This is a genomic window from Ruegeria sp. K7 (assembly GCF_056531785.1).
This window is the reverse complement of sequence record NZ_JBQFMJ010000001.1, coordinates 803,252-826,703: the sequence shown is the minus strand read 5'-3', so window position 1 is coordinate 826,703 and position 23,452 is coordinate 803,252. Positions and strand designations below refer to the sequence as shown.

General features: G+C 59.2%; 22 protein-coding genes and 1 tRNA gene. 17 read left to right on the top strand and 6 right to left on the bottom strand.

All coding sequences use genetic code 11. From position 1 onward, the window contains the following. Positions 1–6: 6 nt before the first annotated feature. The 4 genes from ACR0FE_RS04125 to ACR0FE_RS04110 all read left to right on the top strand — a co-directional run bounded on the left by ACR0FE_RS04125 (position 7) and on the right by ACR0FE_RS04110 (position 4,484). Positions 7–1,059 (top strand): betaine/proline/choline family ABC transporter ATP-binding protein, encoded by a 1,053-nt coding sequence (locus ACR0FE_RS04125; RefSeq protein ID WP_170805327.1) that lies wholly within the window; start codon positions 7–9, stop codon positions 1,057–1,059. Beyond that, entirely contained in the window at positions 1,056–3,119 is a 2,064-nt protein-coding gene (locus ACR0FE_RS04120) for an ABC transporter permease (protein WP_480811858.1), read from the top strand. The genes ACR0FE_RS04125 and ACR0FE_RS04120 overlap by 4 nt, the downstream gene beginning before the upstream one ends. Positions 3,120–3,224: 105 nt before the next feature. Further along, complete coding sequence (locus ACR0FE_RS04115) at positions 3,225–3,890, top strand: NnrU family protein (protein ID WP_480811857.1); 666 nt, start codon at positions 3,225–3,227, stop codon at positions 3,888–3,890. A 72-nt stretch (positions 3,891–3,962) separates the two neighbouring features. After that, positions 3,963–4,484: a DUF2478 domain-containing protein gene (locus ACR0FE_RS04110; RefSeq protein ID WP_480911246.1), complete on the top strand. Its 522-nt coding sequence runs from the start codon at positions 3,963–3,965 to the stop codon at positions 4,482–4,484. Between the two features lie 81 nt (positions 4,485–4,565). On the opposite strand, the gene ACR0FE_RS04105 is transcribed toward ACR0FE_RS04110, so the two are convergent. Then, positions 4,566–4,639: transfer RNA gene (locus ACR0FE_RS04105), tRNA-Cys, on the bottom strand. Positions 4,640–4,864: 225 nt separating this feature from the next. Here ACR0FE_RS04105 and ACR0FE_RS04100 point away from each other — a divergent pair. From ACR0FE_RS04100 to ACR0FE_RS04090, 3 genes are all read left to right on the top strand, one after another. Then, positions 4,865–5,518 carry a protein-L-isoaspartate O-methyltransferase family protein gene (locus ACR0FE_RS04100; protein WP_480911245.1) on the top strand — a complete coding sequence of 218 codons (654 nt, stop codon included), beginning with the start codon at positions 4,865–4,867 and terminating at the stop codon, positions 5,516–5,518. A 95-nt stretch (positions 5,519–5,613) separates the two neighbouring features. Next, entirely contained in the window at positions 5,614–7,032 is a 1,419-nt protein-coding gene (locus ACR0FE_RS04095) for a TolC family outer membrane protein (protein ID WP_480911242.1), read from the top strand. 74 nt (positions 7,033–7,106) lie between these two features. Next, a complete protein-coding gene (locus ACR0FE_RS04090) occupies positions 7,107–7,871 on the top strand; it encodes a hypothetical protein (protein ID WP_480911239.1) in 765 nt (254 codons plus the stop codon). Between the two features lie 4 nt (positions 7,872–7,875). On the opposite strand, the gene ACR0FE_RS04085 is transcribed toward ACR0FE_RS04090, so the two are convergent. Next, positions 7,876–9,333 (bottom strand): cobyric acid synthase, encoded by a 1,458-nt coding sequence (locus ACR0FE_RS04085; RefSeq protein ID WP_480911236.1) that lies wholly within the window; start codon positions 9,331–9,333, stop codon positions 7,876–7,878. 60 nt (positions 9,334–9,393) lie between these two features. Between ACR0FE_RS04085 and ACR0FE_RS04080 the strand changes: the two genes are divergently transcribed. Further along, a complete protein-coding gene (locus ACR0FE_RS04080) occupies positions 9,394–9,963 on the top strand; it encodes a cobalamin biosynthesis protein CobQ (protein ID WP_480911233.1) in 570 nt (189 codons plus the stop codon). A 64-nt stretch (positions 9,964–10,027) separates the two neighbouring features. Here the strand turns inward: ACR0FE_RS04080 and ACR0FE_RS04075 are convergent, their stop codons facing one another. After that, positions 10,028–10,348, bottom strand: coding sequence for a DUF6280 family protein (locus tag ACR0FE_RS04075; protein WP_037310273.1), 321 nt, complete (start codon positions 10,346–10,348; stop codon positions 10,028–10,030). A gap of 219 nt (positions 10,349–10,567) precedes the next feature. Here ACR0FE_RS04075 and efp point away from each other — a divergent pair, with 219 nt between their 5' ends. Continuing rightward, positions 10,568–11,131: an elongation factor P gene (efp, locus tag ACR0FE_RS04070; protein WP_170610085.1), complete on the top strand. Its 564-nt coding sequence runs from the start codon at positions 10,568–10,570 to the stop codon at positions 11,129–11,131. Positions 11,132–11,187: 56 nt separating this feature from the next. Here the strand turns inward: efp and ACR0FE_RS04065 are convergent, their stop codons facing one another. Both ACR0FE_RS04065 and ygfZ read right to left on the bottom strand, forming a co-directional pair. Then, positions 11,188–12,132, bottom strand: coding sequence for an ABC transporter transmembrane domain-containing protein (locus ACR0FE_RS04065; protein WP_480911230.1), 945 nt, complete (start codon positions 12,130–12,132; stop codon positions 11,188–11,190). A gap of 106 nt (positions 12,133–12,238) precedes the next feature. Beyond that, positions 12,239–12,976 carry a CAF17-like 4Fe-4S cluster assembly/insertion protein YgfZ gene (gene ygfZ / locus ACR0FE_RS04060; RefSeq protein WP_170816618.1) on the bottom strand — a complete coding sequence of 246 codons (738 nt, stop codon included), beginning with the start codon at positions 12,974–12,976 and terminating at the stop codon, positions 12,239–12,241. A gap of 73 nt (positions 12,977–13,049) precedes the next feature. Between ygfZ and ACR0FE_RS04055 the strand changes: the two genes are divergently transcribed. Next, complete coding sequence (locus ACR0FE_RS04055) at positions 13,050–13,724, top strand: TIGR04283 family arsenosugar biosynthesis glycosyltransferase (RefSeq protein WP_480911226.1); 675 nt, start codon at positions 13,050–13,052, stop codon at positions 13,722–13,724. 851 nt (positions 13,725–14,575) lie between these two features. Here ACR0FE_RS04055 and ACR0FE_RS04050 read toward each other — a convergent pair. Then, a complete protein-coding gene (locus ACR0FE_RS04050) occupies positions 14,576–15,445 on the bottom strand; it encodes a MurR/RpiR family transcriptional regulator (RefSeq protein WP_480522605.1) in 870 nt (289 codons plus the stop codon). 107 nt (positions 15,446–15,552) lie between these two features. Here ACR0FE_RS04050 and ACR0FE_RS04045 point away from each other — a divergent pair, with 107 nt between their 5' ends. The 7 genes from ACR0FE_RS04045 (at position 15,553) to ACR0FE_RS04015 (ending at position 23,421) form a co-directional block, all read left to right on the top strand. Further along, positions 15,553–16,368 carry an N-formylglutamate amidohydrolase gene (locus ACR0FE_RS04045; RefSeq protein WP_480906892.1) on the top strand — a complete coding sequence of 272 codons (816 nt, stop codon included), beginning with the start codon at positions 15,553–15,555 and terminating at the stop codon, positions 16,366–16,368. Then, positions 16,365–16,889, top strand: coding sequence for a TRAP transporter small permease subunit (locus tag ACR0FE_RS04040; RefSeq protein ID WP_321252206.1), 525 nt, complete (start codon positions 16,365–16,367; stop codon positions 16,887–16,889). The genes ACR0FE_RS04045 and ACR0FE_RS04040 overlap by 4 nt, the downstream gene beginning before the upstream one ends. Continuing rightward, the gene (locus ACR0FE_RS04035; RefSeq protein ID WP_170610096.1) at positions 16,889–18,214 is read left to right on the top strand and encodes a TRAP transporter large permease; all 1,326 of its coding nucleotides are present in this window, start codon (positions 16,889–16,891) and stop codon (positions 18,212–18,214) included. Before ACR0FE_RS04040 ends, ACR0FE_RS04035 begins: the two co-directional genes overlap by 1 nt. A gap of 57 nt (positions 18,215–18,271) precedes the next feature. Then, positions 18,272–19,309: a TRAP transporter substrate-binding protein gene (locus ACR0FE_RS04030; RefSeq protein ID WP_321252208.1), complete on the top strand. Its 1,038-nt coding sequence runs from the start codon at positions 18,272–18,274 to the stop codon at positions 19,307–19,309. A gap of 57 nt (positions 19,310–19,366) precedes the next feature. Continuing rightward, positions 19,367–20,728 carry a glutamine synthetase family protein gene (locus ACR0FE_RS04025; RefSeq protein ID WP_480911219.1) on the top strand — a complete coding sequence of 454 codons (1,362 nt, stop codon included), beginning with the start codon at positions 19,367–19,369 and terminating at the stop codon, positions 20,726–20,728. A gap of 99 nt (positions 20,729–20,827) precedes the next feature. Then, a complete protein-coding gene (locus tag ACR0FE_RS04020; protein ID WP_480911216.1) occupies positions 20,828–22,210 on the top strand; it encodes an aldehyde dehydrogenase family protein in 1,383 nt (460 codons plus the stop codon). A 65-nt stretch (positions 22,211–22,275) separates the two neighbouring features. Beyond that, positions 22,276–23,421, top strand: coding sequence for an iron-containing alcohol dehydrogenase (locus ACR0FE_RS04015; protein ID WP_480911213.1), 1,146 nt, complete (start codon positions 22,276–22,278; stop codon positions 23,419–23,421). Positions 23,422–23,452 lie beyond the last annotated feature (31 nt).

Below are 23,452 nucleotides of genomic sequence, written 5' to 3'. Positions count from 1 at the left end.
GCATAAGTGACTGACGCAAACACGCCAGCCATCGCCTGCCGGAATCTCTGGCAGGTCTTTGGCCCTGGTGCTGACAAAGCCCTGACCGACGCGCTGTCTCGGTCAGGGAACGACTCTGAAAAAGCCGCCGCCGATCTGCGCGAAAACGGGTTAATTCCGGCCGTTCAGGACGCGAATTTCGAAGTCCAGGAGGGCGAGCTTTTCGTTATCATGGGGCTCTCGGGGTCGGGCAAGTCCACGTTGATCCGGTGTATCTCGCAGTTGCTGCCCGGAACGGGCGGAGAAATCCATGTGGACGGCGAAAATGTCATTGGCGCATCAAAGAAGACGCTGACCGAGTTGCGCCGCAAGAAGCTGGGCATGGTGTTCCAGCATTTTGGTCTGTTCCCGCACATGACTGTTGCCGAAAATGTGGCCTACCCGCTGCGTGTTCAGGGCGTTGGCAAAAAGGAACGTCTGGCCCGCGCGCAGGAAGTAATATCGCTGGTCGGATTGGAAGGCCGCGAAGACAGTTTCCCACGCCAGCTTTCGGGCGGTCAGCGCCAGCGTGTTGGCATCGCACGGTCATTGGCCGTGAATCCCGATATCTGGTTTCTGGACGAGCCGTTTTCGGCCCTCGACCCCCTTATCCGCCGCCAGTTGCAGGATGAGTTCCTGCGCATTCAGGCGACGCTGAAGAAATCCATCGTCTTCATCACGCACGACATTCAAGAGGCGCTGAAGCTGGCCGACCGGATAGCGATCATGCGCGACGGCAAGATCGTTCAGATCGGAACGCCCACGGATATCGTGCTGCGCCCGGTCGACGACTACGTGCGCGAATTCTCGAAAGATGTGGCCAAGGGCCAGCACGCCAAGGTCGCCTCGGTCATGCGCGGAGGCGAAAGTGAGTGTGGGCCGGATGATCCGGGACTGACCACGGCGATGACGCTGGACGCCGCCCTTGCACATTGCATGGAACTGTACGAACCGGTGCCTGTGCGTGACGAGGCAGGCAACATCGTCGGTAGTGTCCACCCGTCGGATCTGGCTGCCGCGCTTCAGGTGGATGACACATGACCGCAGCTACGGATATTTCTGCGCATCGGGCGCGGCTGACTGCAGGCGCGCGGGCGGCCCTGATCACCGTGATCGTCGGTGCCGTGTGTCTTGCACTGGAAGGCGTCGCCCCGTGGCTGGTGAAATGGCCCACCGCGTGGGAACTGCCTGCGACCCAATGGGTGGGCGCGTTCCTGGACTGGTTCCTCAACGGGATCAAACCCGCCATGCGGTTGTTTTCCGATCTGATGACCTATCCGATGAATGCGGCCAACTATGTGCTTGCCAATACCCCGTGGCCGATCCTCATCGGTCTTGTCACGGCATTGGGCTGGTATCTCGGCGGCTTGCCGATGGCGGCGTTGGGGTTCTTCGGCCTCAGCTTTGTCCTGGCCTCAGGCTACTGGGCCGAGAGCATGAACACCCTGGCGCTGGTCGCCGTCTCGGTGCCGGTCGCGCTGATCGTTGGCGGAGCGATCGGTATCCTCGCGAATGAGGTGCCAAAGGTGAAATCCTTTGTGCAGGCGGTGCTGGACGTGATGCAGACTGTGCCGACTTTTGCCTATCTGACGCCGCTGCTGCTGCTCTTTGGTTTCGGCCCCGTTGTTGGTCTGATCGCCTCGGCCATCTACGCCGCGCCGCCGATGGCGCGAAACGTGATGCTGGGCCTCGAAAGGGTCGAGCCCGAAATCAAAGAGGCTGCCATCATGTCCGGCGGCACCCGGTTTCAGCAACTGTTTCAGGTGGAAATCCCCGCCGCCGCGACGCAGATCATGGTTGGTGTGAACCAATGTCTGATGGCGGCGCTGTCGATGGTGATCATTGCGGCTGTTATCGGCGGATTCAACGACATCGGCTGGGAGGTTCTGCTGACCATGCGCAAGGCGCAGTTCGGTGAATCCCTGCTGGCCGGTCTGGTGATTGTGGTTTTCGCCGTGGTGATCGACCGGATGAGCGGCATTCTGGCGACCGAGCGCAAGCGTTATGACCAACGCGTCGTTTGGGCTGTCCTGGGCTTTACCGTGCTGTTCACGGCCGCCTTTTGGGCATGGCTTCCGGATCCGTCCGAACTGACGCTTCTGGACCCCATGGCCGAAGCGGTCGACAGTGGTCTGACGGCGTTCACGCAGGCGAACGGACCGTGGCTGGATGCGCTCAAGAACAACTCGCTGTTCTATGTTCTGTTGCCGTTGCGGATCGGTCTTGATCAGGCGGTTCTGCCGTTTACCTGGGGGTTCCAGTGGACACCCGGGATGAGTTACGGCCTGTTCGCCGCCGGTGCCGGTATCACCCTGCTGATGGCGTGGCGCGGGCACCTGACCGGTGGACTGGTCGTGTTGATCCTGATTGGCATGCTGGAAACCGGAATTGCCAACCTGCCTTGGCCGTTTGTCCTGACCGGAACCGCCGCCCTTGGCTGGGTTGCGGGCGGCTGGCGTCTGGCAGCGCTGTCGGTGGGGCTGCTCTGCACCATCCTCGTCTCGGGCCTGTGGGAAAGGGCGCTGCTGTCGCTCTACCTCAGCGGTGCTGCGGTGTTTTCCTGCGCCGTAGTTGGCGGGCTGATCGGTCTGGCCAGCGCGGTATGGGAGCCGGTGTGGAAAATCGTCCGCCCGATCTGTGACATGCTGCAGACGATTCCGCTGTTCGTGTTCCTGATCCCGGTGCTGATGGTGTTTCAGATTGGCGAGTTCTCTGCCTTTCTGGCGATCTGCGCCTATGCCATCGTCCCGATGATCCGTTACACGCGGCACGGACTGGTCAATACACCGGAAGAGATGATGGAGGCCGCCATTTCAAGCGGCGCGACCGAGTGGCAGATCATGCGTGACGTGCGTGCGCCTTACGCGGCGCCGACCATCCTGCTGGGGCTGAACCAAACCATCCTTTATGCCTTTGCCATGCTGGTGATTGCGGCGCTGATCGGGACGACCGGCCTGGGCCAGTCGATCTATCTGGCGCTTGGGCAGGCCGATGTGGGGCTTGGTATCTCGGCTGGTGCCGCGATGGCCATCCTGGCGCTGATTGCCGACCGCATGGTGCAGGGCTTTGCCGAAGAACGGCGCAAGGCACTGGGCTTGTGAACAAGGGCAGGGGCAGCGTATCTGCCCCTGCGCCCGACTTGATTTCGGACAAGGACCACCCCCGCGCCGCAGCCTAAACCGGGCGCAATATGTTCGGAGTTTATCATGACCGGTTGGGCCCTCTTCCTTGCAGCGCTGATCACCTTCCTTCTGACCCACGTTGTCCCGGCTCGTCCCGCCGTGCGTGGCAGGCTGATCGAAACGATGGGGCGCAGGCGGTATTTCGCTGCCTATTCCGCCCTGTCCCTGCTGGTGCTGGGCTGGCTTGTCGTCGCGGCCGCACAGGCGCCTTATGTCGAAGTCATACCGCCTTTTGCGCTTTTTCGCTGGATACCGCTGCTGATCATGCCGATTGCCTGCTGGCTGGCCATAGTGGGGCTGTCGATCCAGAACCCGTTTTCGTTCGGAGGGCTGGGATACCGCGCCTTTGACCCCGAGAACCCGGGCATCCTGCGCACCACGCGCCATCCGGTTTTGGCAGCGCTGATGTTGTGGGCCGGCGCGCACCTACTGGCCAATGGCAGCCTGTCCCATGTCATCCTTTTCGGGCTATTCGCGGGTTTCGCTGTAATGGGTATGGCGCTGATCGACCGCCGCAAGGCGCGGGCGATGGGTATCGAATGGACGCGTCTGTCGCGCAATACCGCGCGCTTCTCGCTACGCGCACCGCGCCCATGGCCGGGCAAATGGTCCGGTCTTGTCGCGCTTGCCGTATTTGCGGTTCTGCTTCACCTGCACACACCTGTGATTGGCCTTTCCCCCCTGCCTTGACGCGAGGTGTGGCCGAGCACAGACATGCGTGCTATCTGGAATGTCATGTATTTGTAAGAAGAGGGTCTCTGAATGTACCTGGCCTATGTCACCACCACCGATCGCGGCGCAACCGACCGCCTGCTGAGCGCTGTGGCCGAGCATCTTCTGAACGCTGACGCGCGGCTGGTTGGTGTGGTTCAGACCAACACCGAATGCGCGGACAGCAGCAAATGCGACATGGACGTCCGGGTGTTGCCCGAGGGTGAGACCATTCGGATTTCCCAGTCTCTGGGCACCCAGTCGCGTGGTTGCCGTCTTGACCCGGCCGCGCTGGAGCAGGCCGTCGGATATGTAACTGCTTCTCTGGACGACAATCCGCAGCTTCTGATTATCAATAAGTTCGGCAAACACGAGGCGGACGGCCGCGGCTTCCGCCCTGTCATCGCTGAAGCCCTGGCGCGGGATATTCCCGTTCTGGTCGGTGTCAACGGCCTGAACAACGAGAAATTTCAGGAGTTCACAGGAGGCGCCGCTGAGGAAATCACACCTGACCTGCAAGAGATCGTCAGCTGGTTCAATCGGGTAACGGCCCAACGCGCGACAGCGGCCTGAGCCAGCCATTCTTGCTGCAAGGGCAGTGAACCTTCGTGAAAACGCCCTCAGTCAGAATTATCGGTTGTTGACAGGGAGATATGGAGGCGAGTACCGGAATCGAACCGGTGTACACGGATTTGCAATCCGCTGCGTCACCACTCCGCCAACTCGCCTTTTTAAGTAAAATCAATTACTTGCCGTGGTGTGAGAGGCGTTTTAACAGCTTTCGTCTGGGGCGTCCAGAGGATTGATTGCAATTTTGGCATCCGGCTTTGGAATTGCCGTCCCGCATAATGTGCAAACCGGGCATCATCGGCAAGATTCAGTGCATGAGCCGTTGCTGGCTGGCAAGGGATGTGGCACAAGCCAAACAATCAAGAGAGCAAGTGAGCGATCCAATGACAGACTTCGCAAAACGTCGCCAAACGATGGTCGATACTCAGGTCCGGCCTTCCGATGTCACCAAGTTCCCCATCATCGATGCGATGCTCAGCGTCAAACGCGAGAATTTTGTGCCGCACGCACAGCGCGAAGCCGCCTATGTCGAAGATCTGATCGATCTGGGCGACGGGCGGTACATGACCGAACCGCGGACGCTGGCCAAGATGCTGGATGTGCTCAACATTTCCAACAACGAGGTGGTGATGGACATCGCTCCGGCGTTTGGGTACTCGACTGCGGTTGCCGCGCGCATGGCGCAACTGGTCGTCGCTGTCGAGGAAGAGGAAAGCCTGGCCGGCGAAGCGCAGACGCTTTTGATGGAAGCTGACGCCGACAATGCCATCGTGCATGTCGGCCCTCTGGAACAGGGGGCTGCTGAACATGGGCCGTATGACGTGATCATGGTGCAGGGGGGTGTCGAACAGGTTCCGCAGGACTTGCTGGCGCAACTCAAGGATCACGGTCGGATTGCCTGCCTGTTCATGGAGGGTGAACTGGGGGCGGTGCGCATCGGTTATAAATCCGGCGGGCGTGTCACCTGGCGCCATGCGTTCAATGCCAGCGCGCCGGTTCTGAAGGCATTTTCGGCCGAAAGTGCATTTTCGCTATAGTCCGAAAGCAGATTATTTCGCTGCCTTGATTAGTTGAAAACAAAGGCGCAAACTGCCCAACGAGCAGTGTTATTTTGATTTGAGAGGACTTGGTTATGCGTGGTACGCCAACTGGTAGACTGGTCAGGGCAGCGGCCTTGACCACCGCCATTGCCTTGAGCGCAATACCCGGCCGCGCGGTCTGGGCCGATAATCTGACCGATGCGTTCATCGGCGCGTACAATACAAGCGGTTTGCTTGAGCAGAACAGGGCGTTGTTGCGTGCGGCGGACGAAGATGTCGCCATTGCGCTGTCAGCGCTGCGGCCGATCATCAACTGGGCCGTCCAGGTAAGCCAGGACTACACCCGTGCACGGACCAATAATGTGGTCACGACCAACGAACCTTCTCGGTTTTTCACGGGTCTGACGCTTAACCAACTCGTGTATGATGGCGGTGCATCGATCTTGGGGAAACAATCGGCTCAAGAAACTGTGCTGGCGACCCGACAGAGCCTGATTGATATCGAGCAGGAAGTTCTGGGCCGGGCGGCAAGTGCCTATCTGGATGTGTTGGAGCAGGAAGAGACTGTGGCCATTACCCAGAACAACGTCGAGGTTTCGGCAGAGGAACTTCGCGCATCAAATGATCGCTTCGAGGTTGGTGAAGTCACCCGGACAGACGTGGCACTGTCCGAGGCTCAATTGGCAGGCTCACAGGCTGATTTGGCCGTGGCACGTGGCGATCTGGATATCGCGCAAGCTGAATATGTAAATGCGGTCGGTAATGCTCCCGGACGAACAGCCGGTCAGCCAAGTTTGCCCAGTCTGCCTCGCTCCGAAGCGGAAGCGATCAGCCTGGCGCAACGTAACCATCCAGCGATTCTGTCGGCGCAGCATCAGGTGCGAGCGCTGGATCTCATCGTGCAGCAACAGCGGGCAAACTTGGGCCCGAACGTTTCCCTGGATGCTGACGCGGGTGTTACAGAACGCTATGACAACAGCGATTACATCAACGATGCCAGTGTCTCGCTAACTTTCAGGCAGCCGATTTATGCCGGTGGCCGACTGGCAGCTAACGTCCGTCGGGCCATGGCGCAACGCGATGCGTCGCGCGCCAACCTGCTGAATGTTCAAAAGAACATTACGCAAGGCGTAACAAACCAGTACGCGGCTTTTCAGGCGGCCAGTGCAAGCTTGAGAGCATCGACCGAACGGGTTCGTGCGTCGCAGGTTGCTTTTGATGGTATCCGTGAAGAAGCGACGTTGGGGGCCCGGACAACTTTGGATGTGCTGAACGCTCAGCAGGATCTGTTGGATGCGCAACTCGTCGAAGTCAGATCGCGCGTAGAGCGAACCCGCGCAGCCTATGATTTGTTGCGGGCCCAGGGCCTTCTGACCGCAGAACGCCTTGGTCTTGCTGTGCAGATTTATGATCCGACGCTGTACTATAACCTCGTCAAAAAGGCCCCGGCACAGGTCAGCAAGCAAAGCCGTGACTTGGATCGCGTCCTCAAAGCGTTGCGTCGTGACTGACGGGCAATACTATCGGTTGTGAGGTTCGAATTGTTTGGCTACACTTATCCGTAAGGATAGAGCGGTAGAGAACAATGACGGATAATGTCGTAAAAGCAGGGATCGAGGACGTCCTGTCCTCGGTCAAACGTCTGGTCAGCGAAGAAAGCCGCAAGGTTCCCGATTTGGCGTCCAAACGCAAGCCAAGCCGGCTGGTTCTGACCGATTCCCTACGGGTCGATGATCCCGTCAGGGTTGAAAGAAAGCAGGAAGCGCCGGAAGGTGTTCCCGGGTGCGAAGCAGAACGCACCGCAAAACCTCTGGTGCTGAGCGCCAGTGACATCATCAAAAACGGTGAGCGTGAGCCTGCCAATACATCAGTGTTGGAAGACGAGCCCAAAGCAGGGGCTGCAGACGATCTCGCGGGCAGTCTGAGCGCAAAGATCGAGGCGCTTGAGGCCGCCATAGCCCGGACCGAGGACCAGTGGGAGCCTGACGGGAACAGCGATGACGCTTATTCGGGGACGCAGGTCAACCCACTGAGCTGGGATGGGGCAGGCGGGTTCGTGGCTGGATCCGAGCAACTTGACGACCAGATTGACGAAACTGAAGACGAAAACTTCTCGGCGACATTTGTACGATCTTCGCAGGCGTCATATTCTGAACGGGCAGAGCCTGAAGCAGATGATCCAGACGATTTGAATGTTCCCACATTGGACGAGGATGCATTGCGGGAACTGGTGGCCGATGTGGTCCGGCAGGAATTGCAGGGTGTTCTTGGTGAACGCATCACGCGAAATCTGCGCAAACTGGTGCGGCGGGAGATCCACCGCGCATTGTCTGCTCAGAACCTCGAATAAACTGTTACTGGCGGTTCGGCGGCGCGGCCAGGGACAGCAACAGGTCCAGATCCATGTGCTGTTCCAGATGATCCGCCAGATCATCCAGCGTCTGTTCCACACCGTCATCGTAGCTGAGGTCTGAATTCACACCGAACTGCGCCAGATAACTGGCGCGGAACGTGTCTGACGAAAAGATGCCGTGCAGATAGCTGCCACGGATACGGCCATTTCGACTGGCAGCGCCTTCCGGGCGGCCGTCAATCTCCAGCCAGGCATGGTCGCAATCGGCTCCGTCGGTGCGTCCCATATGTATCTCATAGCCGGTGACGGTTTCTCCGCCTGTCAGTGCCTTTGCAGTGCGCAGTCTGACGTGCTTGTCCCCGGCCATGACGGTTGCGACGTCCAGCAGGCCCAAACCGTCGACTTTGCCCGGACGACCATCGACGCCGTCCGGGTCAGAAATGGTTTTGCCCAGCATCTGATAGCCGCCGCACAGGCCCAGAACATGGCCGCCGCGACGGACATGCGCCATAAGGTCCACATCCCAACCCTGTGCCCGGAAATAGGCCAGGTCGCCGATGGTGGACTTGCTGCCGGGCAGCAACACAAGATTGGCATCACCGGGCAGGGCCCGCCCGGCGGGGACAATCTCGACCGTCACGCCGGGTTCGGCCGACAAAGGATCGAGATCGTCAAAATTCGCCATGCGCTCCAGTTGCGGGACAACTACCTTGCACGCCCCGCCACCATGAGAGCGGATGTCCATCATGTCTTCGGCGGGAAGTTTCCAGGCATCGTGAAACCACGGAACCACGCCCAGACAGGGCCAGCCGGTCCGCACGGCAATGTCATCGCGCCCTTCATCGAACAGTGAAGCATCGCCCTTGAACCGGTTGACGGCGAAACCCTTGATCATTGCAAGATCGCGATCTTCCAGAACAGCCTGTGTTCCGACGATCTGCGCGATCACGCCACCGCGATGGATGTCGCCGACCAGCACCACCGGCACCCCTGTTGCGCAGGCAAACCCCATGTTGGCAATGTCGCCCTTTCTCAGATTGGTTTCAGCCGGGCTGCCCGCACCTTCGATAAGCACCAGATCGGCGTCGCTGCATAACCGGTCAAAGCTTTGCAGCGCGGCGCCCAGTAGTTTGGATTTATCCTTGCGATAGTCGCCAGCCTTCATCGTTCCCGCGCGTTTGCCCTGCACGATAATTTGCGCCCCGGTATCCGTTTCCGGCTTCAGCAGGATCGGGTTCATATCGGTATGCGTCGGTCGTTTCGCAGCCATGGCCTGCAACGCCTGAGCGCGCCCGATCTCGCCACCGTTCTCGGTCACGGCCGCATTGTTTGACATGTTCTGCGGCTTGAACGGAGCAACCTTCAGCCCGCGCTTTGTAAAGGCCCGCGCCAGACCGGCGACCAGAACCGACTTGCCAACATTGCTGCCGGTTCCCTGAATCATGATGGCGCGAACCATGGGCGTCTCCTATACGTTGAGGCGCAGATGACCTGATTTGAGGCCAAAGGGAAAGCCCGGATGAACACGCCCGCGCATCTTTTGATCGGTGCGGCCGCATTTGCGCGACCAGCCCGGGGCCGAACCTTGTCGGCGGCGTTGCTGGGGTCTCTGCTGCCGGATTTGTCGCTCTATCTTATGGCTGGCGTGTCGCTGTTAGTTCTGGGCATTCCTGAACAGGTGGTTTTCGGCCAGCTCTACTATTCGAAATCATGGCAAACGGTCTTTGCCATCGACAATTCCTTCTTTCTGTGGGGGGCGATGTTGCTGATCGGTATCTGGCGCGGCTGGCCCTTACTGATCGTCGCCACCCTGGCCGCGCTATTGCATGTGACAATGGATTTCCTGCTGCACGCAGGGGATGGTCGCCCGCACCTCTGGCCCCTGACGGACTGGGTGTTTGATAGCCCGGTCAGCTATTGGGACAGCACACATCACGCCCTATGGGTCGCGCCTGTGTCCGTCGCGGTCTGTGCAGGTTCATACCTGCTGTTGTGGCAAAGAGGGTTGTCGGTTTCAGCCAAGCTGTTCTTTGCGGCAATGCTGGCAGCCGAGATCTGGGACGCGCGCCAGTGGCTTTTGTTCTTCTGAAGCGTTCAAAAGAAAAACGCGCCCGTAGTTGGGGGCGCGTTTTTTCACCGGAAGACGCCGTTGATCAGGCGGCTTCAGCTTGCTGTGCGGCGTTGCGACGCTCGCTTTCTTCACGCGACAGCGCGACCGAAGTGCGCACGCCACGGCCAACGAACTCCATCAGTCCGCTGACGACCCGCTCGTTGGGGTCGATACCCGCGCAGGACAGCACCTCGCGACCATCGCGCGAACGGGCCCAGCGGGCGATTTGTTCCGGGCCGTTGCCGTATTTCTTGTCATCGGCAATGGCATCGTCCAAAGCAGCCAAAACAACGGCTGCAAAAAGTTTGCGAGCACGATTGCCTTGCTCGTTGTTAAAGGCAGTGCCGTCAACGAAATCTCTCATCTCGTCAATCCTTGTTGTTCTTGCTCTTGCATTTTCGGCGTGGCGGCTCTTATGACCTATTAGGTGCGATTCGGATACACTTAAAATGCATAGTTGCGTTGCGTCATGTGCATGGCTTGCTGCAAGTGCAGCACTAGGTGTCGTTGTCTTGTCAGGTGTGGTCACGCCAGATATAGGGACGGGAACTGACGCATCAACCGTTTGTGAAGGATTTATGTAATGCCCAAGATAAATGGGAACGAAATTCGCCCCGGCAATGTGCTTGAGCATAACGACGGGCTTTGGGCCGCGGTCAAAGTTGACCACGTAAAGCCCGGTAAAGGTGGTGCTTTTGCCCAAGTCGAACTGCGTAACCTGCGCAACGGCTCGAAGTTGAACGAGCGATTCCGCTCGGCGGACAAGGTCGAACGCGTCCGCCTTGAGCAGAAAGATCAGCAGTTCCTGTACGAATCCGATGGCATGCTGGTGTTCATGGATTCCGAAACCTATGAGCAGATCGAACTGCCTGCCGATCTGCTGGGCGAGCGCCGCCCGTTTCTGCAGGACGGCATGACAATTGTTGTCGAATTTTATGAAAGCGAAGCATTGAACGCCACGCTGCCGCAAAAAGTGACCTGCAAAATTGTCGAGACCGAGCCGGTCGTCAAAGGCCAGACCGCCGCGAATTCGTTCAAGCCGGCCATTCTGGACAACGGTGTCAAGGTCATGGTGCCGCCCTTCATCGGGCAGGACGAAATGATCGTCGTGAACACCGAAACCATGGAATATTCCGAGCGCGCATAACGCGCCCCTTGTTTGAAAAGTGAAAAACCGCGCGGTTCCGTGCCGCGCGGTTTTTCTTACCTACTTCTTTCGATCTGCCGATAGCGCTCGGGGTGGGGGCCGAAAAGCTCGAGCATGAGTTCGTATTTGATGCGGTTTGCGCTGACCTGCCGGTAGAACGCGATCAGGAACGCGGTGGGGCCCTGAATTCGGCCAAGCCCGCTCGTGGCTGCGACGACCGTCCCGACATCCGTTTTGCCGTTCAGCACCAGATAGCCGCCCAGCATCAGCACGCCGACAGTTCCGGCCCCATTGATTACGCTAAGCAGAAACTTGGCGGACAGCTTCCAAAGGAACATTTTTCGCCGGGTCTCATAAATATCATCGAACAAGGCGTCGACCTCTTTCGAGACTGCGTCGATCTCCTCGATGGTCAGCTTGTCGGTTGCGCCCCGCAGGATATGAACACGCTCGGCGACAAAGACGTTCACCTTACGCTGCGAGATCAGCACGATGACGATTTGCGGGACGATCATCGAAAAGGCGATCATGCCCAGACCTGGTTGGGTCGAAGAGATATAGCCGATCACGCTGATCAGGGTTCCGATCTGAACCACGGGGTCTGAAAATGCGCCGCCCGCAAACTTACCCAATTCTTCGGCTTCGGCCGAAATGGCGGTGGTCATGGTTCCCTTGCGAACAGCCTCGCCTGACGCCTTTACATCCGAGGCCCGCACCAGCAATCGCTGGCGGATCATGCGGATCATGTCCTCGCCCAGTGTTCCGGCGCGAAACCCCAAAAGCCATTTCAGCGCGAGGCTGAGCAGAATGACGGACATCATTCCCGTGCCCAGATAAATCAGCTTTTCCGTCGTGACCTCGTCCGAGGTGAGGTGGTTGATGATATCGCGCTGAAATTCCAGCGGAACGGCCGCCAGACCTGCGATTGCAATGGACAAAACGATTAGGAAGATCTGCCGCCCGGCGCTGGCACGCCAGATCGCTCTGTATAGCTGAAACATTGAAGCATCCGGTTTGCTGAACTCAAACCAGTGTGACAGCGCGGGTGGCCATGTTCAAAGGGCAGGGCAGAGTTCCTGGGCGCAGTCGTGCCGCTTTGGCAACATGTTAAGGGGCCAATGTAACCTTCGCGTCTTCGGCTGTCATGTCGTCCCCGACGCGGTCCAGGCGCAGGTAGGCGATCCCTAGGCCATTGGACTGGGTGAAAAGGGTCCCGGCAGGTTTTCCGCCTGAGGTAATCGGGGTTCCGACCGCCGCAATGCCATCAACGCTCACCCCGCGCAGACCCTTGCGCAGTTCGGTCTTGTGCTTCATGCGGGCCGTGACTTCCTGCCCAACATAGCAGCCTTTCTTGAAATCCACGCCGTTCAGCGCTTCGAACCCGGCTTCAAGGATAAAGGTGTCGGGTGTCAGTTCGACCCCGGTTTCCGGAATGCAGCGCCGTACCCTTATCGCGTCCCAGTCGGTGCCATCATCGCCGTCCGCCGCCGATGTATAGGCACGCCAGCCCAGTTCGGGATGGCGCGGGTCGGGCAGGGCGCCTTCGGGTGCAGGCCCGGTTCCGCGTTGTACGTTCAAATCACTGTTTTCGATGGTCACATCGGCGCGCAGTTTGTACATGCCCAGCCGTTTGGCCACCCCGTCCGCCAATTCTTCGGCAACGTCCAGCAAAATGGCATCCCCGTCCCGTTTCAGAAAGAAATCGGCCAGATATTTGCCCTGCGGCGTCAGCAATGCAGCGTAGACGAGGCCATGGGCCAGCTTGTTGACGTCATTCGTGACCAGCCCCTGCAAAAAGCTGTCAGTGTCCTTACCGGAAAGGCGCAAAATGCGGCGATTGGGCATGGGGTGGTCCTCGTCATTTCCTTGGGCTCCGTGATATAGGAGTTTCCGTGACCATGACCAGAGGTTAACGGACGTGCCCGCGCCAATCAGCATCGTGATCCCGACCCTGAACGCTGCTGGCTCGCTGCCCGGAACCTTGCAGTCGCTGATGGAGGGGGTGCAGGCGGGTCTTATCCGCGAGTTAGTGATTACCGATGGAGGGTCAACGGATGAGACGTTGGCCATGGCGGACGAGGCCGGAGCCAGGATCGTTGAAGGCGCGCCTTCGCGCGGTGGACAATTGCGGCGCGGATGCCAAACGGCTTCGGCTGAGTGGTTGATGATTTTGCACGCGGATACGGTCCTGCAAAATGGGTGGAGCGACGCGGTGGCCTCACATCTGGAAACCGGTGCACCGGCTGCGTTTCTGTTGCAGTTTCAGGCCTGGGGATTTGCGCCCCGATGGGTCGCCGGCTGGGCCAATCTGCGCAGCCGCCTGTTTGGCTTACCCTATGGCGATCAGGGGTTGCTGGTGCCGCGCAAAACCTATCTTGCTGCTGGCGGCTATAAGGAGCAGCCTTTGATGGAGGATGTCGCGTTGGTCCGGGCGCTGCCGCGCGTGCGCATCCTGCCCGTGCGTGCCGTTACGAGCGCGGAGCGCTATGAGCGTTTGGGCTGGCTGCGTCGGGGAGGGCGGAACCTGTGGCTGGTGTTTCGCTATTTTCTGGGGGCCGATCCGGAACAACTGGCACAGCAGTATCGGCGTTGAATGCGGTGCGCAGTTCGACCAGCGATTTGCCCAGCCGGAACGGAGCGGCGAAACTGACCAGGCACAAAGCGACGATCTGCAGACCCAGAATATGCGCGTTGGCCTGCAGGTATTCCCATTCATCCTTCAGCTTGCCGACCTGTTCGATCAGGTCATCATAGCTTTGCGCCAGAATAAGATAGTCCCCGGCGATTGCAGGCACTTTGCGACGCATGTTGTCGATTGCGGTCTGGGTTTTTTCATCCAACGAGGTGAAGACAAGAAACTGGTCGATGTTGAAAGCGTCGGCCGTGGCGGCCATGTGGCGCATTTCGTCCATGTCGTCCTTGGCCCCGGTTCCGAACAGAAAATGCAGACCTTGTAGCGGCGCAACCTCGTTCGTAACGGCTATGAACAGCGGCAGGTCGGCATTGCTGGCGGTTGAAGCCGACAGGAACTCGACCTTGTCGCACAAAACTGCTGTATCCGGGTCATAGGCCGGGTCGCAGAACCGCAACCGGAACCGCGCCGCATCGCGATCAAATGCCAGCGTTGCTGCATAGGCCACGTCGATCTGCCGGTCCAGCCGCGAACTGTCCGAGGTATAAAGGCCCGCCAGCACCGCCACCAGCGCGCCGATGCCGCCCAGCACGACCCAGACCAAGTCGGCAAGTTTCCAGGCCCGGTGCCCGGCCGGCTTGCGAAACAAAAATGCCGTTCCGACCGAACCCACCAGAAAGAAGAGGATCAGCAGTGGCAGCTGGTTTTCTGTAATGAACGTCATGGGTTCAAAGTGTACGGACTGCCGTCCGGCTGGCAACAGTGTTCACGGGCAGTTGTACCGATTGGGATGGGTCGCCATTCGGCAGATGTTAAGACCCTGAACTCTGCCCGAATTTCCGAAAGAGTTTCGTGCGGTCGAAGGCCTGTTCCAGCTCGTCGGTCCGCGCTTTCACCGAATCCCACAGACGTTCCTGTACTTCGGCAATGGCGCACTCCATCAAAACCAGAATGGCGGCCATCGAGTCCCACGCTGACGGTACCGAGATGCGTGCGCTGAACGTGTGCTTGGCCAGCCTGTGAATGGGTGAGCGCCATTGGTCAGTGAACAGCACAATTTCCGCCTCACGCTCATGGCAGAGCTGCCCGATCAGCAAGGTCGAGTTTTCATACCGCCGGACATCCAGCGCGATCAGGACATCCCCTTTACGCACGTCCAGCAAGTCATGTGTCCACGAGGCGGCAACAGGCAGCATTCTGACATCCGGCCGGATCATTTGCAGGTGCAGGTAGAGATACTGCGCCAGAGTGCCGGTTATTCTTCCTCCGGTTAGGAAAATGCGCCGGTCCGGGTCGCACAGCAACCGGCAGAAACTGTCAAATTCCGCCGGATCCACTTCATCGATCGTGCGTTTCTGGTTTTCCAGCGTTCGCCCGGAGTAGCGATTCAGGATGTGTTCCTCGGGCAGATCGTTCTGCCAGAGATCGCGCTTGGCTTCGGGCCCCGAGATCATCTCTTTAACCTCGTGGCGCAGCGCTGCCTGAAACTGCGGGTAACCGTCAAACCCGGTTTTCTGCAACATGCGCGCGACTGTCGTGGTGGAAACCCCCGCCGTGCTGGCCAGTTCTGTTATGCTGCCCAAACCGGCCATCGGATAGTCATCCAGCAACACGCTGACCAGTTGCCTTTCGGATGGGGTCAGCTTGTCCCGGTGTGTCAGCAGCCTGTCCGTTACCCGCACGGTTGGACCCTCCTGTTTGATGACGTCGACTGTGATGTGAATATTTTTTCACTGCAATCAAGGTTGGGGAAATTTGTACAGGAAAAATATTGACAGGTGAATGTCCGATGTGGAATTTTTTCCACACGCCCAATCTGGGGCGCTTTCTGGAATCACGGGATTGCACATTGGACTACGGACCGGTCGTTCATATCGAAGCGAAAAACGATGCTCCCGCCGTGGTTGTGGTGTGCGAGCATGCGTCGAACCGTGTTCCCGAAGCGCTTGGCGATCTGGGGTTGCCCGCTGCGGCGCTGGAAAGCCACATCGCGTGGGATCCTGGTGCGTTGGCGGTAGCCCGGCTGATCGCGGCGGACATGTCTGCGGTATTGGTTCATGGCGGAGTGTCTCGGCTTGTCTATGATTGCAACCGCCCGCCCGAAGCGATCGGGGCAATGGTGGTGAAAAGCGAAGATATCCGAATCCCCGCCAACGCCGATCTAACCCCGCAGCAGCGGCAGGACAGAATAGACCATGTTTACAGGCCCTTTTGCACCGGCTTATCCAATCAGATTCAATCGCATCGAAAGACATTGCGGCTGATGGTGACAGTCCACAGTTTCACGCCGGTCTATCACGGCAAGCCCCGATCGGTAGAGCTGGGGTTACTGCATGGCGAAGATGATCGGTTTGCGCAGGCCATGATGGCGTCTGCACCTGTTGATCTGAAGTTTGAAACCCGCCTGAACGAGCCGTACTCGGCCGCGGACGGCGTAGCGCATACGCTGGATGCGCAGGCGAAGCCCAATGGGCTTTTGAATGTGATGATCGAGATCCGGAATGATCTGATCCGAACGGAGGATCAGCAAAAGGCGATGGCGGCGTGTCTTGTGCCATGGATCAGCCGCACGTTGAACGATTTCGGGGAAAGGACAGAAATGTGATCCGGGCGATGGAGATATATGTGCGGGTCATCGACGCGGTCAATCACAGGGTTGGCCGCGTGATGATGTGGGGGCTGTTCGCCATGATGGCGATCCTGCTGTGGTCTTCAATCTCGAAAACCTTTTTTGTTCCGTCGCTCTGGACCCTGGAAATGGCACAGTTCGCGATGGTTGCCTACTACATGCTTGGCGGGCCGTACTCGATCCAGATGGGGTCGAATGTGCGAATGGATCTGCTGTACGGAGAATGGTCCCATAGGCGCAAGGCGTGGACTGACGCGTTTACCGTCATGTTCCTTATTGTCTATCTGATCATCCTGTTGTGGGGCGGCTGGGACAGCCTGATGTACTCGTTCCAATACGGAGGAGAGCGCAGCGCAACCATCTGGCGGCCGTATCTGTGGCCGGTCAAACTGATCATGGTTGTCGGCATCTTCCTGATGCTTTTGCAGGCCATTTCTGAGTTCTTCAAAGACATCCTGCGCCTTTGCGGCCACGACATCCCCCGAGAGGTAATCTGATGTCCTACGAGATGATTGCCTTGCTGATGTTCGCATCAATGATGTTGATGCTGCTGACAGGTCAGCGGGTGTTTGGTGCGATCGGCTTTGTCGCGGTGGTGTCGGCCTTGTTCCTGTGGGGGGATCGCGGCGGCTATGATCTTGGATTCGCGGCTGCGATCAAGGTTATGAAGTGGTATCCGCTGCTGACGCTGCCGATGTTCATTTTTATGGGATACATCCTGTCCGAAAGCCGGATCGCGGATGATCTGTACAAGATGTTCCATGTCTGGATGGGCGGACTGTCGGGCGGGCTGGCGGTCGGAACCATCGGGCTGATGGTGCTGATTTCGGCGATGAACGGGCTGTCCGTAGCGGGCATGGCCATCGGGGCCACGATTGCTCTGCCGGAACTGCTGCGGCGGAACTACGACAAACGCATGGTCACCGGGGTGATCCAGGCAGGGTCATCATTAGGAATTCTGGTGCCGCCATCTGTGGTTCTGGTTCTCTATGCCATGATCGCCCGTCAGCCGGTTGGTCAGCTTTGGCTGGCCGGGGTTCTTCCTGGCCTGATGATGGCCGCCATGTTCATCATCTATATCATCATCCGGTGCCGGATCACCCCGTCGCTGGGCCCGGTTCTGCCAGCCGAAGAACGCGATATCCCACTGAGAGAGAAGCTGCGCCTTCTGCAGGCCGGATTACTGCCGGTCGGGATTTTCATGGTGATGATGGTCCCCTTCGTGAACGGCTGGACTTCGCTGGTTGAATCTTCGGCCATTGGTGCGATCACGGCGCTGCTGGCAGCAGCGCTGAAAGGGCGCCTGACCCGTGAAGTGTTTGAAAACTCGATGCGGCATACGTTGGGAATATCCTGCATGTTCATGTGGATCATTCTGGCGGCATTGGCATTTGGTGCCGTGTTCGACGGGCTGGGCGCGGTCAAGGCCATCGAAAGCCTGTTCACCGAAAAGCTGGGACTGTCCCCTTGGATGATCCTTGTCCTGATGCAGCTCAGCTTTATCCTGATGGGCACGTTCCTGGACGACACCGCGATGCTGGTGATCGTGGCCCCGCTATATGTGCCGCTGGTCGGAGAGCTGGGCTTTGATCTGATCTGGTACGGCGTTCTGTATACTATCACAACGCAGATCGCGTATATGACGCCGCCGTTTGGCTACAACCTGTTCCTGATGCGGGCGATGGCACCGCCGGAAATTACGCTGCGCGACATCTACGGCTCGATCATTCCTTTTGTTCTGGTGATGGCCTGCGCCTTGGCCACGATCATCATCTTCCCCGAAATCGCGCTTTGGCTGCCGAATTATGTCTATGGAAAATAAGTCAGAAGACCCCGCAAAGGGGCGAAACTCAGTTCGACTAAACAGAGGAGAAGGATAATGACAACAAGACGCGGATTTCTAAGGTCGGCGGGGCTGGCCGGGGCGGCCACTCTGGCAAGCCCTGCAATCGTCAAAGCACAGTCGGCCATCAAGTGGCGGTTCCAGACCTACGCTGGCAGCGCATTGGGCGAGCACGTGACCAAGCCCGCCATCGACTATATCAACGCCAACGCAAATGGCGAACTTGAGATCGAGCTGTATTTTGCCGATCAGATCGTTCCCACCGGCGAACTGTTCCAGGCGCTGCAGCGCGGTACCATCGACGGGGTGCATTCAGACGACGACTCGATGGCGTCGCCGACCCCGCTGCGCCAGTTCGGCGGCTACTTCCCCTTTGCGACCAAACATATCCTTGATGTGCCCGTGCTGTTCAATCAGTACGGTCTGGCCGATATCTGGCGGTCGGAATACGAAAAGGTCGGTGTGGCGTGGTTGTCTGCTGCGGGTCAGGACCCGTGCAACTTCAACACCAAGAAGGAAATCAAAACGCTCGGCGATCTGGACGGGCTGAAGCTGTACACCTTCCCGACGGCGGGTCGCTTCCTGGCCAAGTTTGGCGTCGTGCCGGTGAACATTCCTTACGAGGATGCCGAAGTTGCGGTTCAGACCGGAGAGTTGGACGGTATGGCATGGTCGGGCATCACGGAAGACTACACCGTTGGCTGGGCCGATGTGACCGACTATTTCCTGACCAACAACATCTCGGGTGCCTGGATCGGTTCGTGGTTCGCAAATCAGGAACGCTGGGCGGAACTGCCCGATCACCTGAAATCGGTTGTCATGGCCGGGATCGAGGCGGGCCACACCTATCGCAACCAGTGGTACTGGGGTGGCGAAGCGGCGTTGCGTGCCAACGGCGACAAGCTGGAACTGCGGCAAGTTCCGGCCTCGGAATGGAAAGAGGTTGAAAACGCAGCCATTGAATTCTGGGATGAGGTCGCGCAGGAAGGCGAGATTCACCAGAAGATTGTTGGCATCTTCCGCGAGTACAACTCGGTCATCAACCAGGCCGGTGCTCCCTATACCTTCGATTGATACCAAACTCGGGGGCACCGCGTTTGGTGCCCCCGTCAGCAGCTAGAGGTTTGTTTCATGACCGCAACTTTGACATTCGAAACCCTGAAATCCCAGGTCGCATCCGGTGACATTGATACAGTCTTGGTTTGTTTTGTTGACATGCAGGGCCGTTTGATGGGGAAGCGGTTTCATGGGGGTCATTTTGTTGCGGGTGCGTGGGAGGAGACGCATTGCTGTAACTATCTGCTGGCAACGGACCTCGAGATGGGGACGCCGGACGGGTATGCCTCGACCAGCTGGGAGCGGGGATACGGCGACTACGTCATGAAGCCGGATCTGGACACGCTGCGGCCGGTGCCGTGGCTTGAGGGGACCGTGATGGTGATGTGTGATGTGCTGGATCATCACACGCATCAAGAGGTGCCGCATGCGCCGCGTTCGATCCTGAAGAAGCAGGTGAACCGCCTGAAGGCGATGGGTTATGAGGCGATGTGCGCCACCGAGCTGGAGTTCTTCCTGTTCGAAAAGAGCTTTGATGCGATCCGCAAGGAGGGGTTCCGCGATCTGCAACCGATCTCGGGCTATAACGAGGATTATCACATCCTGCAGACCACCAAGGAAGAGCATGTGATGCGGCCGATCCGCAACCATCTGTGGAATGCGGGCATTCCGGTCGAAAACTCGAAGGGTGAGGCCGAGACCGGGCAGGAAGAGCTGAACATCAAATACGCGCCGGCGATGGATACGGCTGAATATCACTCGATTGCCAAGAACGCGGTGAAAGAGATCGCCTGGCAGCACGGCCATGCGGCGACGTTCCTGCCGAAATGGCATCACGACAAGGTGGGCAGTTCGTCCCACGTGCACCAGTCGCTTTGGGCCGATGGCAAGCCTGCGTTTTATGACGCGGAGGACGAACTGGGCATGTCGGTGCTGATGAAAAGCTATATGGCGGGCCTGCTGAAATACGCTGCCGATTACACATACTTCATGGCGCCTTACATCAACAGCTATAAGCGGTTCATGAAGGGCACCTTTGCGCCGACGCGGATCATCTGGTCGGTGGACAACCGCACCGCCGGGTTCCGTCTGTGCGGGGATGGCACCAAGTCAGTTCGGGTCGAGTGCCGGATCCCTGGGTCGGACATGAACCCCTATCTGGCGATGGCCGGAATGTTGGCGGCCGGGATTGCGGGTATCGAAGAGGGGCTGGAGCTACAACCGCCTGCAAGGGGCGATGTCTATCAGGGCGACACGGGCATGATCCCCGGCACGTTGAAGGATGCGCGCAACGCGCTGCATGGCTCGGCGATGTTGCGCGGGGCTATGGGGGATGATGTGGTGGATCACTATACCCGCGCGGCCGAGGTCGAGATTGAGGAATTCGAGCGCGTGGTGACGGATTGGGAAGTGGCCCGGGGCTTCGAGCGGGCGTAGGCTAGGGGAGAGCGGGCGCTGCACGCCCGGGTGCCTTCGGCGAGAGTATTTGGAAAAAGATGAAGCAGGGCGCGCCCTGCGAACAGTCAAGAGGTTGGGATGGCCCAGACACTGAAGTGTATCTCTCCGGTCGATGGATCGGTTTTTGCCGAGCGGGAAGTGCTGTCGCGCGAAGCTGCGTTTGAGCTGGCCGCAAAGGCCCGCGCGGCGCAGGCGGGCTGGGCGGCGCGGCCGTTGCAGGAGCGGATTGATCTTGTAATGGCGGGCGTAGCCGCCGTTGGCGCGATGAATGACGAGATCGTGCCGGAATTGGCCCATATGATGGGTCGCCCGGTGCGCTATGGCGGTGAGTTCGGCGGCTTCAATGAGCGCGCCAGTTACATGGCCGAGATTGCCGCAACCTCTCTGGCCGATATCGCGGTGGGCGAGGATGAGACGTTCAGGCGCTATATCAAGCGCATCCCGCACGGGGTCGTGTTTGTGGTGGCGCCGTGGAACTACCCCTACATGACCGCAATCAACACGGTGGCACCGGCGCTGATCGCGGGCAACACTGTGATCCTGAAACATGCCACGCAGACCCTGCTGGTGGGGGAGCGTATGGCGCAGGCCTTCCATTCGGCAAGTGTGCCCGAGGATGTGTTCCAGAATGTTTTTCTGAGCCATGACGTGACCAATGATCTGATCGCTGGCAATGCGTTCGACTTCGTGAACTTCACCGGCTCGGTCGGGGGCGGTCGGGCGATGGAACGCGCGGCGGCAGGGACATTCACCGGTGTCGGCACGGAACTGGGCGGCAAGGATCCGGGCTATGTCATGGAGGATGCCGATCTGGACGCCGCCGTGGATACGCTGATCGACGGGGCGATGTTCAATTCGGGCCAGTGCTGCTGCGGGATTGAGCGGATTTACGTCCATGATAGCCTGTATGATGACTTCGTTGCCAAGGCGGTTGAGGTTGTGAAAGGTTATAAGCTGGGCAACCCGCTGGATACCGGGACGACCCTCGGCCCGATGGCGAATGTGCGCTTTGCCGACGAGGTGCGGGCGCAGATTGCCGAGGCGGTTGCGGCTGGCGCGGTGGCGCATATCGACACTTTCCCCGAGGATGATGGCGGCGCCTATCTGACACCCCAGATTCTTACAGGCGTCACCCATGACATGCGGGTGATGCGGGACGAAAGCTTTGGCCCCGTCGTTGGCATCATGAAAGTGTCCTCGGACGAAGAAGCCATCGCGCTGATGAATGACAGCGAATTTGGCCTGACCGCGTCGCTCTGGACGCGCGATGTGGACCGCGCCGCGCGGGTCGGGGACCGGATCGAGACCGGCACCGTGTTCATGAACCGGGCCGACTATCTGGACCCGGGCCTGTGCTGGACCGGCTGCAAGAATACCGGTCGTGGCGGCGGGCTGTCCGTGATCGGCTATCACAACCTGACCCGTCCAAAGTCGTATCACCTGAAAAAGGTGACTGGCTGAGGATACCCGCCCGTCCCGTTCTCCCCCTCTGCGGGACGGGCCCGAACATTGAGAGAAAACAGGACATGAGCCTTCAAGGAAACTGGTCTTATCCGACTGCGATCAAATTCGGCGCAGGCCGAATCCGGGAACTGCCCGAGGCCTGCGCGGCCGCCGGGATGAAACGCCCGCTGCTGGTCACCGACAAGGGGCTGGCCGACCTGCCGATCACCACGGCAACGCTGGATATCATGGAGGCCGCCGGTCTGGGGCGCGGCCTGTTCAGCGACGTGGACCCGAACCCGAATGAGAAGAACCTTGAGGCCGGTGTCGCGGCTTACAACGCGGGTGGCCATGACGGGGTGATAGCGTTTGGCGGCGGCTCGGGTCTGGATCTGGGCAAGATGGTGGCCTTCATGGCAGGTCAGACGCGGCCAGTCTGGGATTTTGAAGACATTGGCGACTGGTGGACCCGCGCCGATGCCGATGCCATCGCCCCGATCATCGCGGTGCCAACAACGGCAGGCACCGGGTCGGAGGTAGGTCGCGCCAGCGTCATCACCAATTCCGAGACGCACGCCAAGAAGATCATCTTCCACCCGAAAGTGCTGCCCACGGTGGTGATCTGCGATCCGGAACTGACCGTGGGCATGCCCAGGTTCATCACCGCAGGTACCGGGCTGGATGCCTTTGCCCATTGTGTCGAGGCCTATTCCAGCCCGCACTACCATCCGATGAGCCAGGGCATCGCTTTGGAAGGGATGCGCCTGGTCAAGGATTACCTGCCGCGCGCCTATGCCGACGGCACCGATATCGAGGCCCGCGCCCAGATGATGAGCGCCGCCGCCATGGGCGCCACCGCCTTCCAGAAGGGCCTGGGCGCGATCCACGCCATGAGCCACCCGGTCGGCGCGCACTTCAACACCCATCACGGCACCACCAACGCGGTCTGTATGCCCGCCGTGCTGGACTTCAACGCCCCCGCCATCGCCGACCGGTTCGCGCAGGCCGCGGCCTATCTGGGCATCGATGGCGGATTTGACGGCTTCCGCGCCTTTGCGCAGGACTTCAACGACAGCCTCTGCATCCCGCGCAAGCTCTCCGAACTGGGCGTCACCGAATCCGCAATCCCGGACCTCGTCCAGGGCGCACTCATCGACCCCTCCTGTGGCGGAAACCCGGTCGAACTTACCCAAGAGAACCTCACAAACCTCTTTAACACCGCGTTGTGATCCACCTCTCTTTGTGACAATAGGACACCGG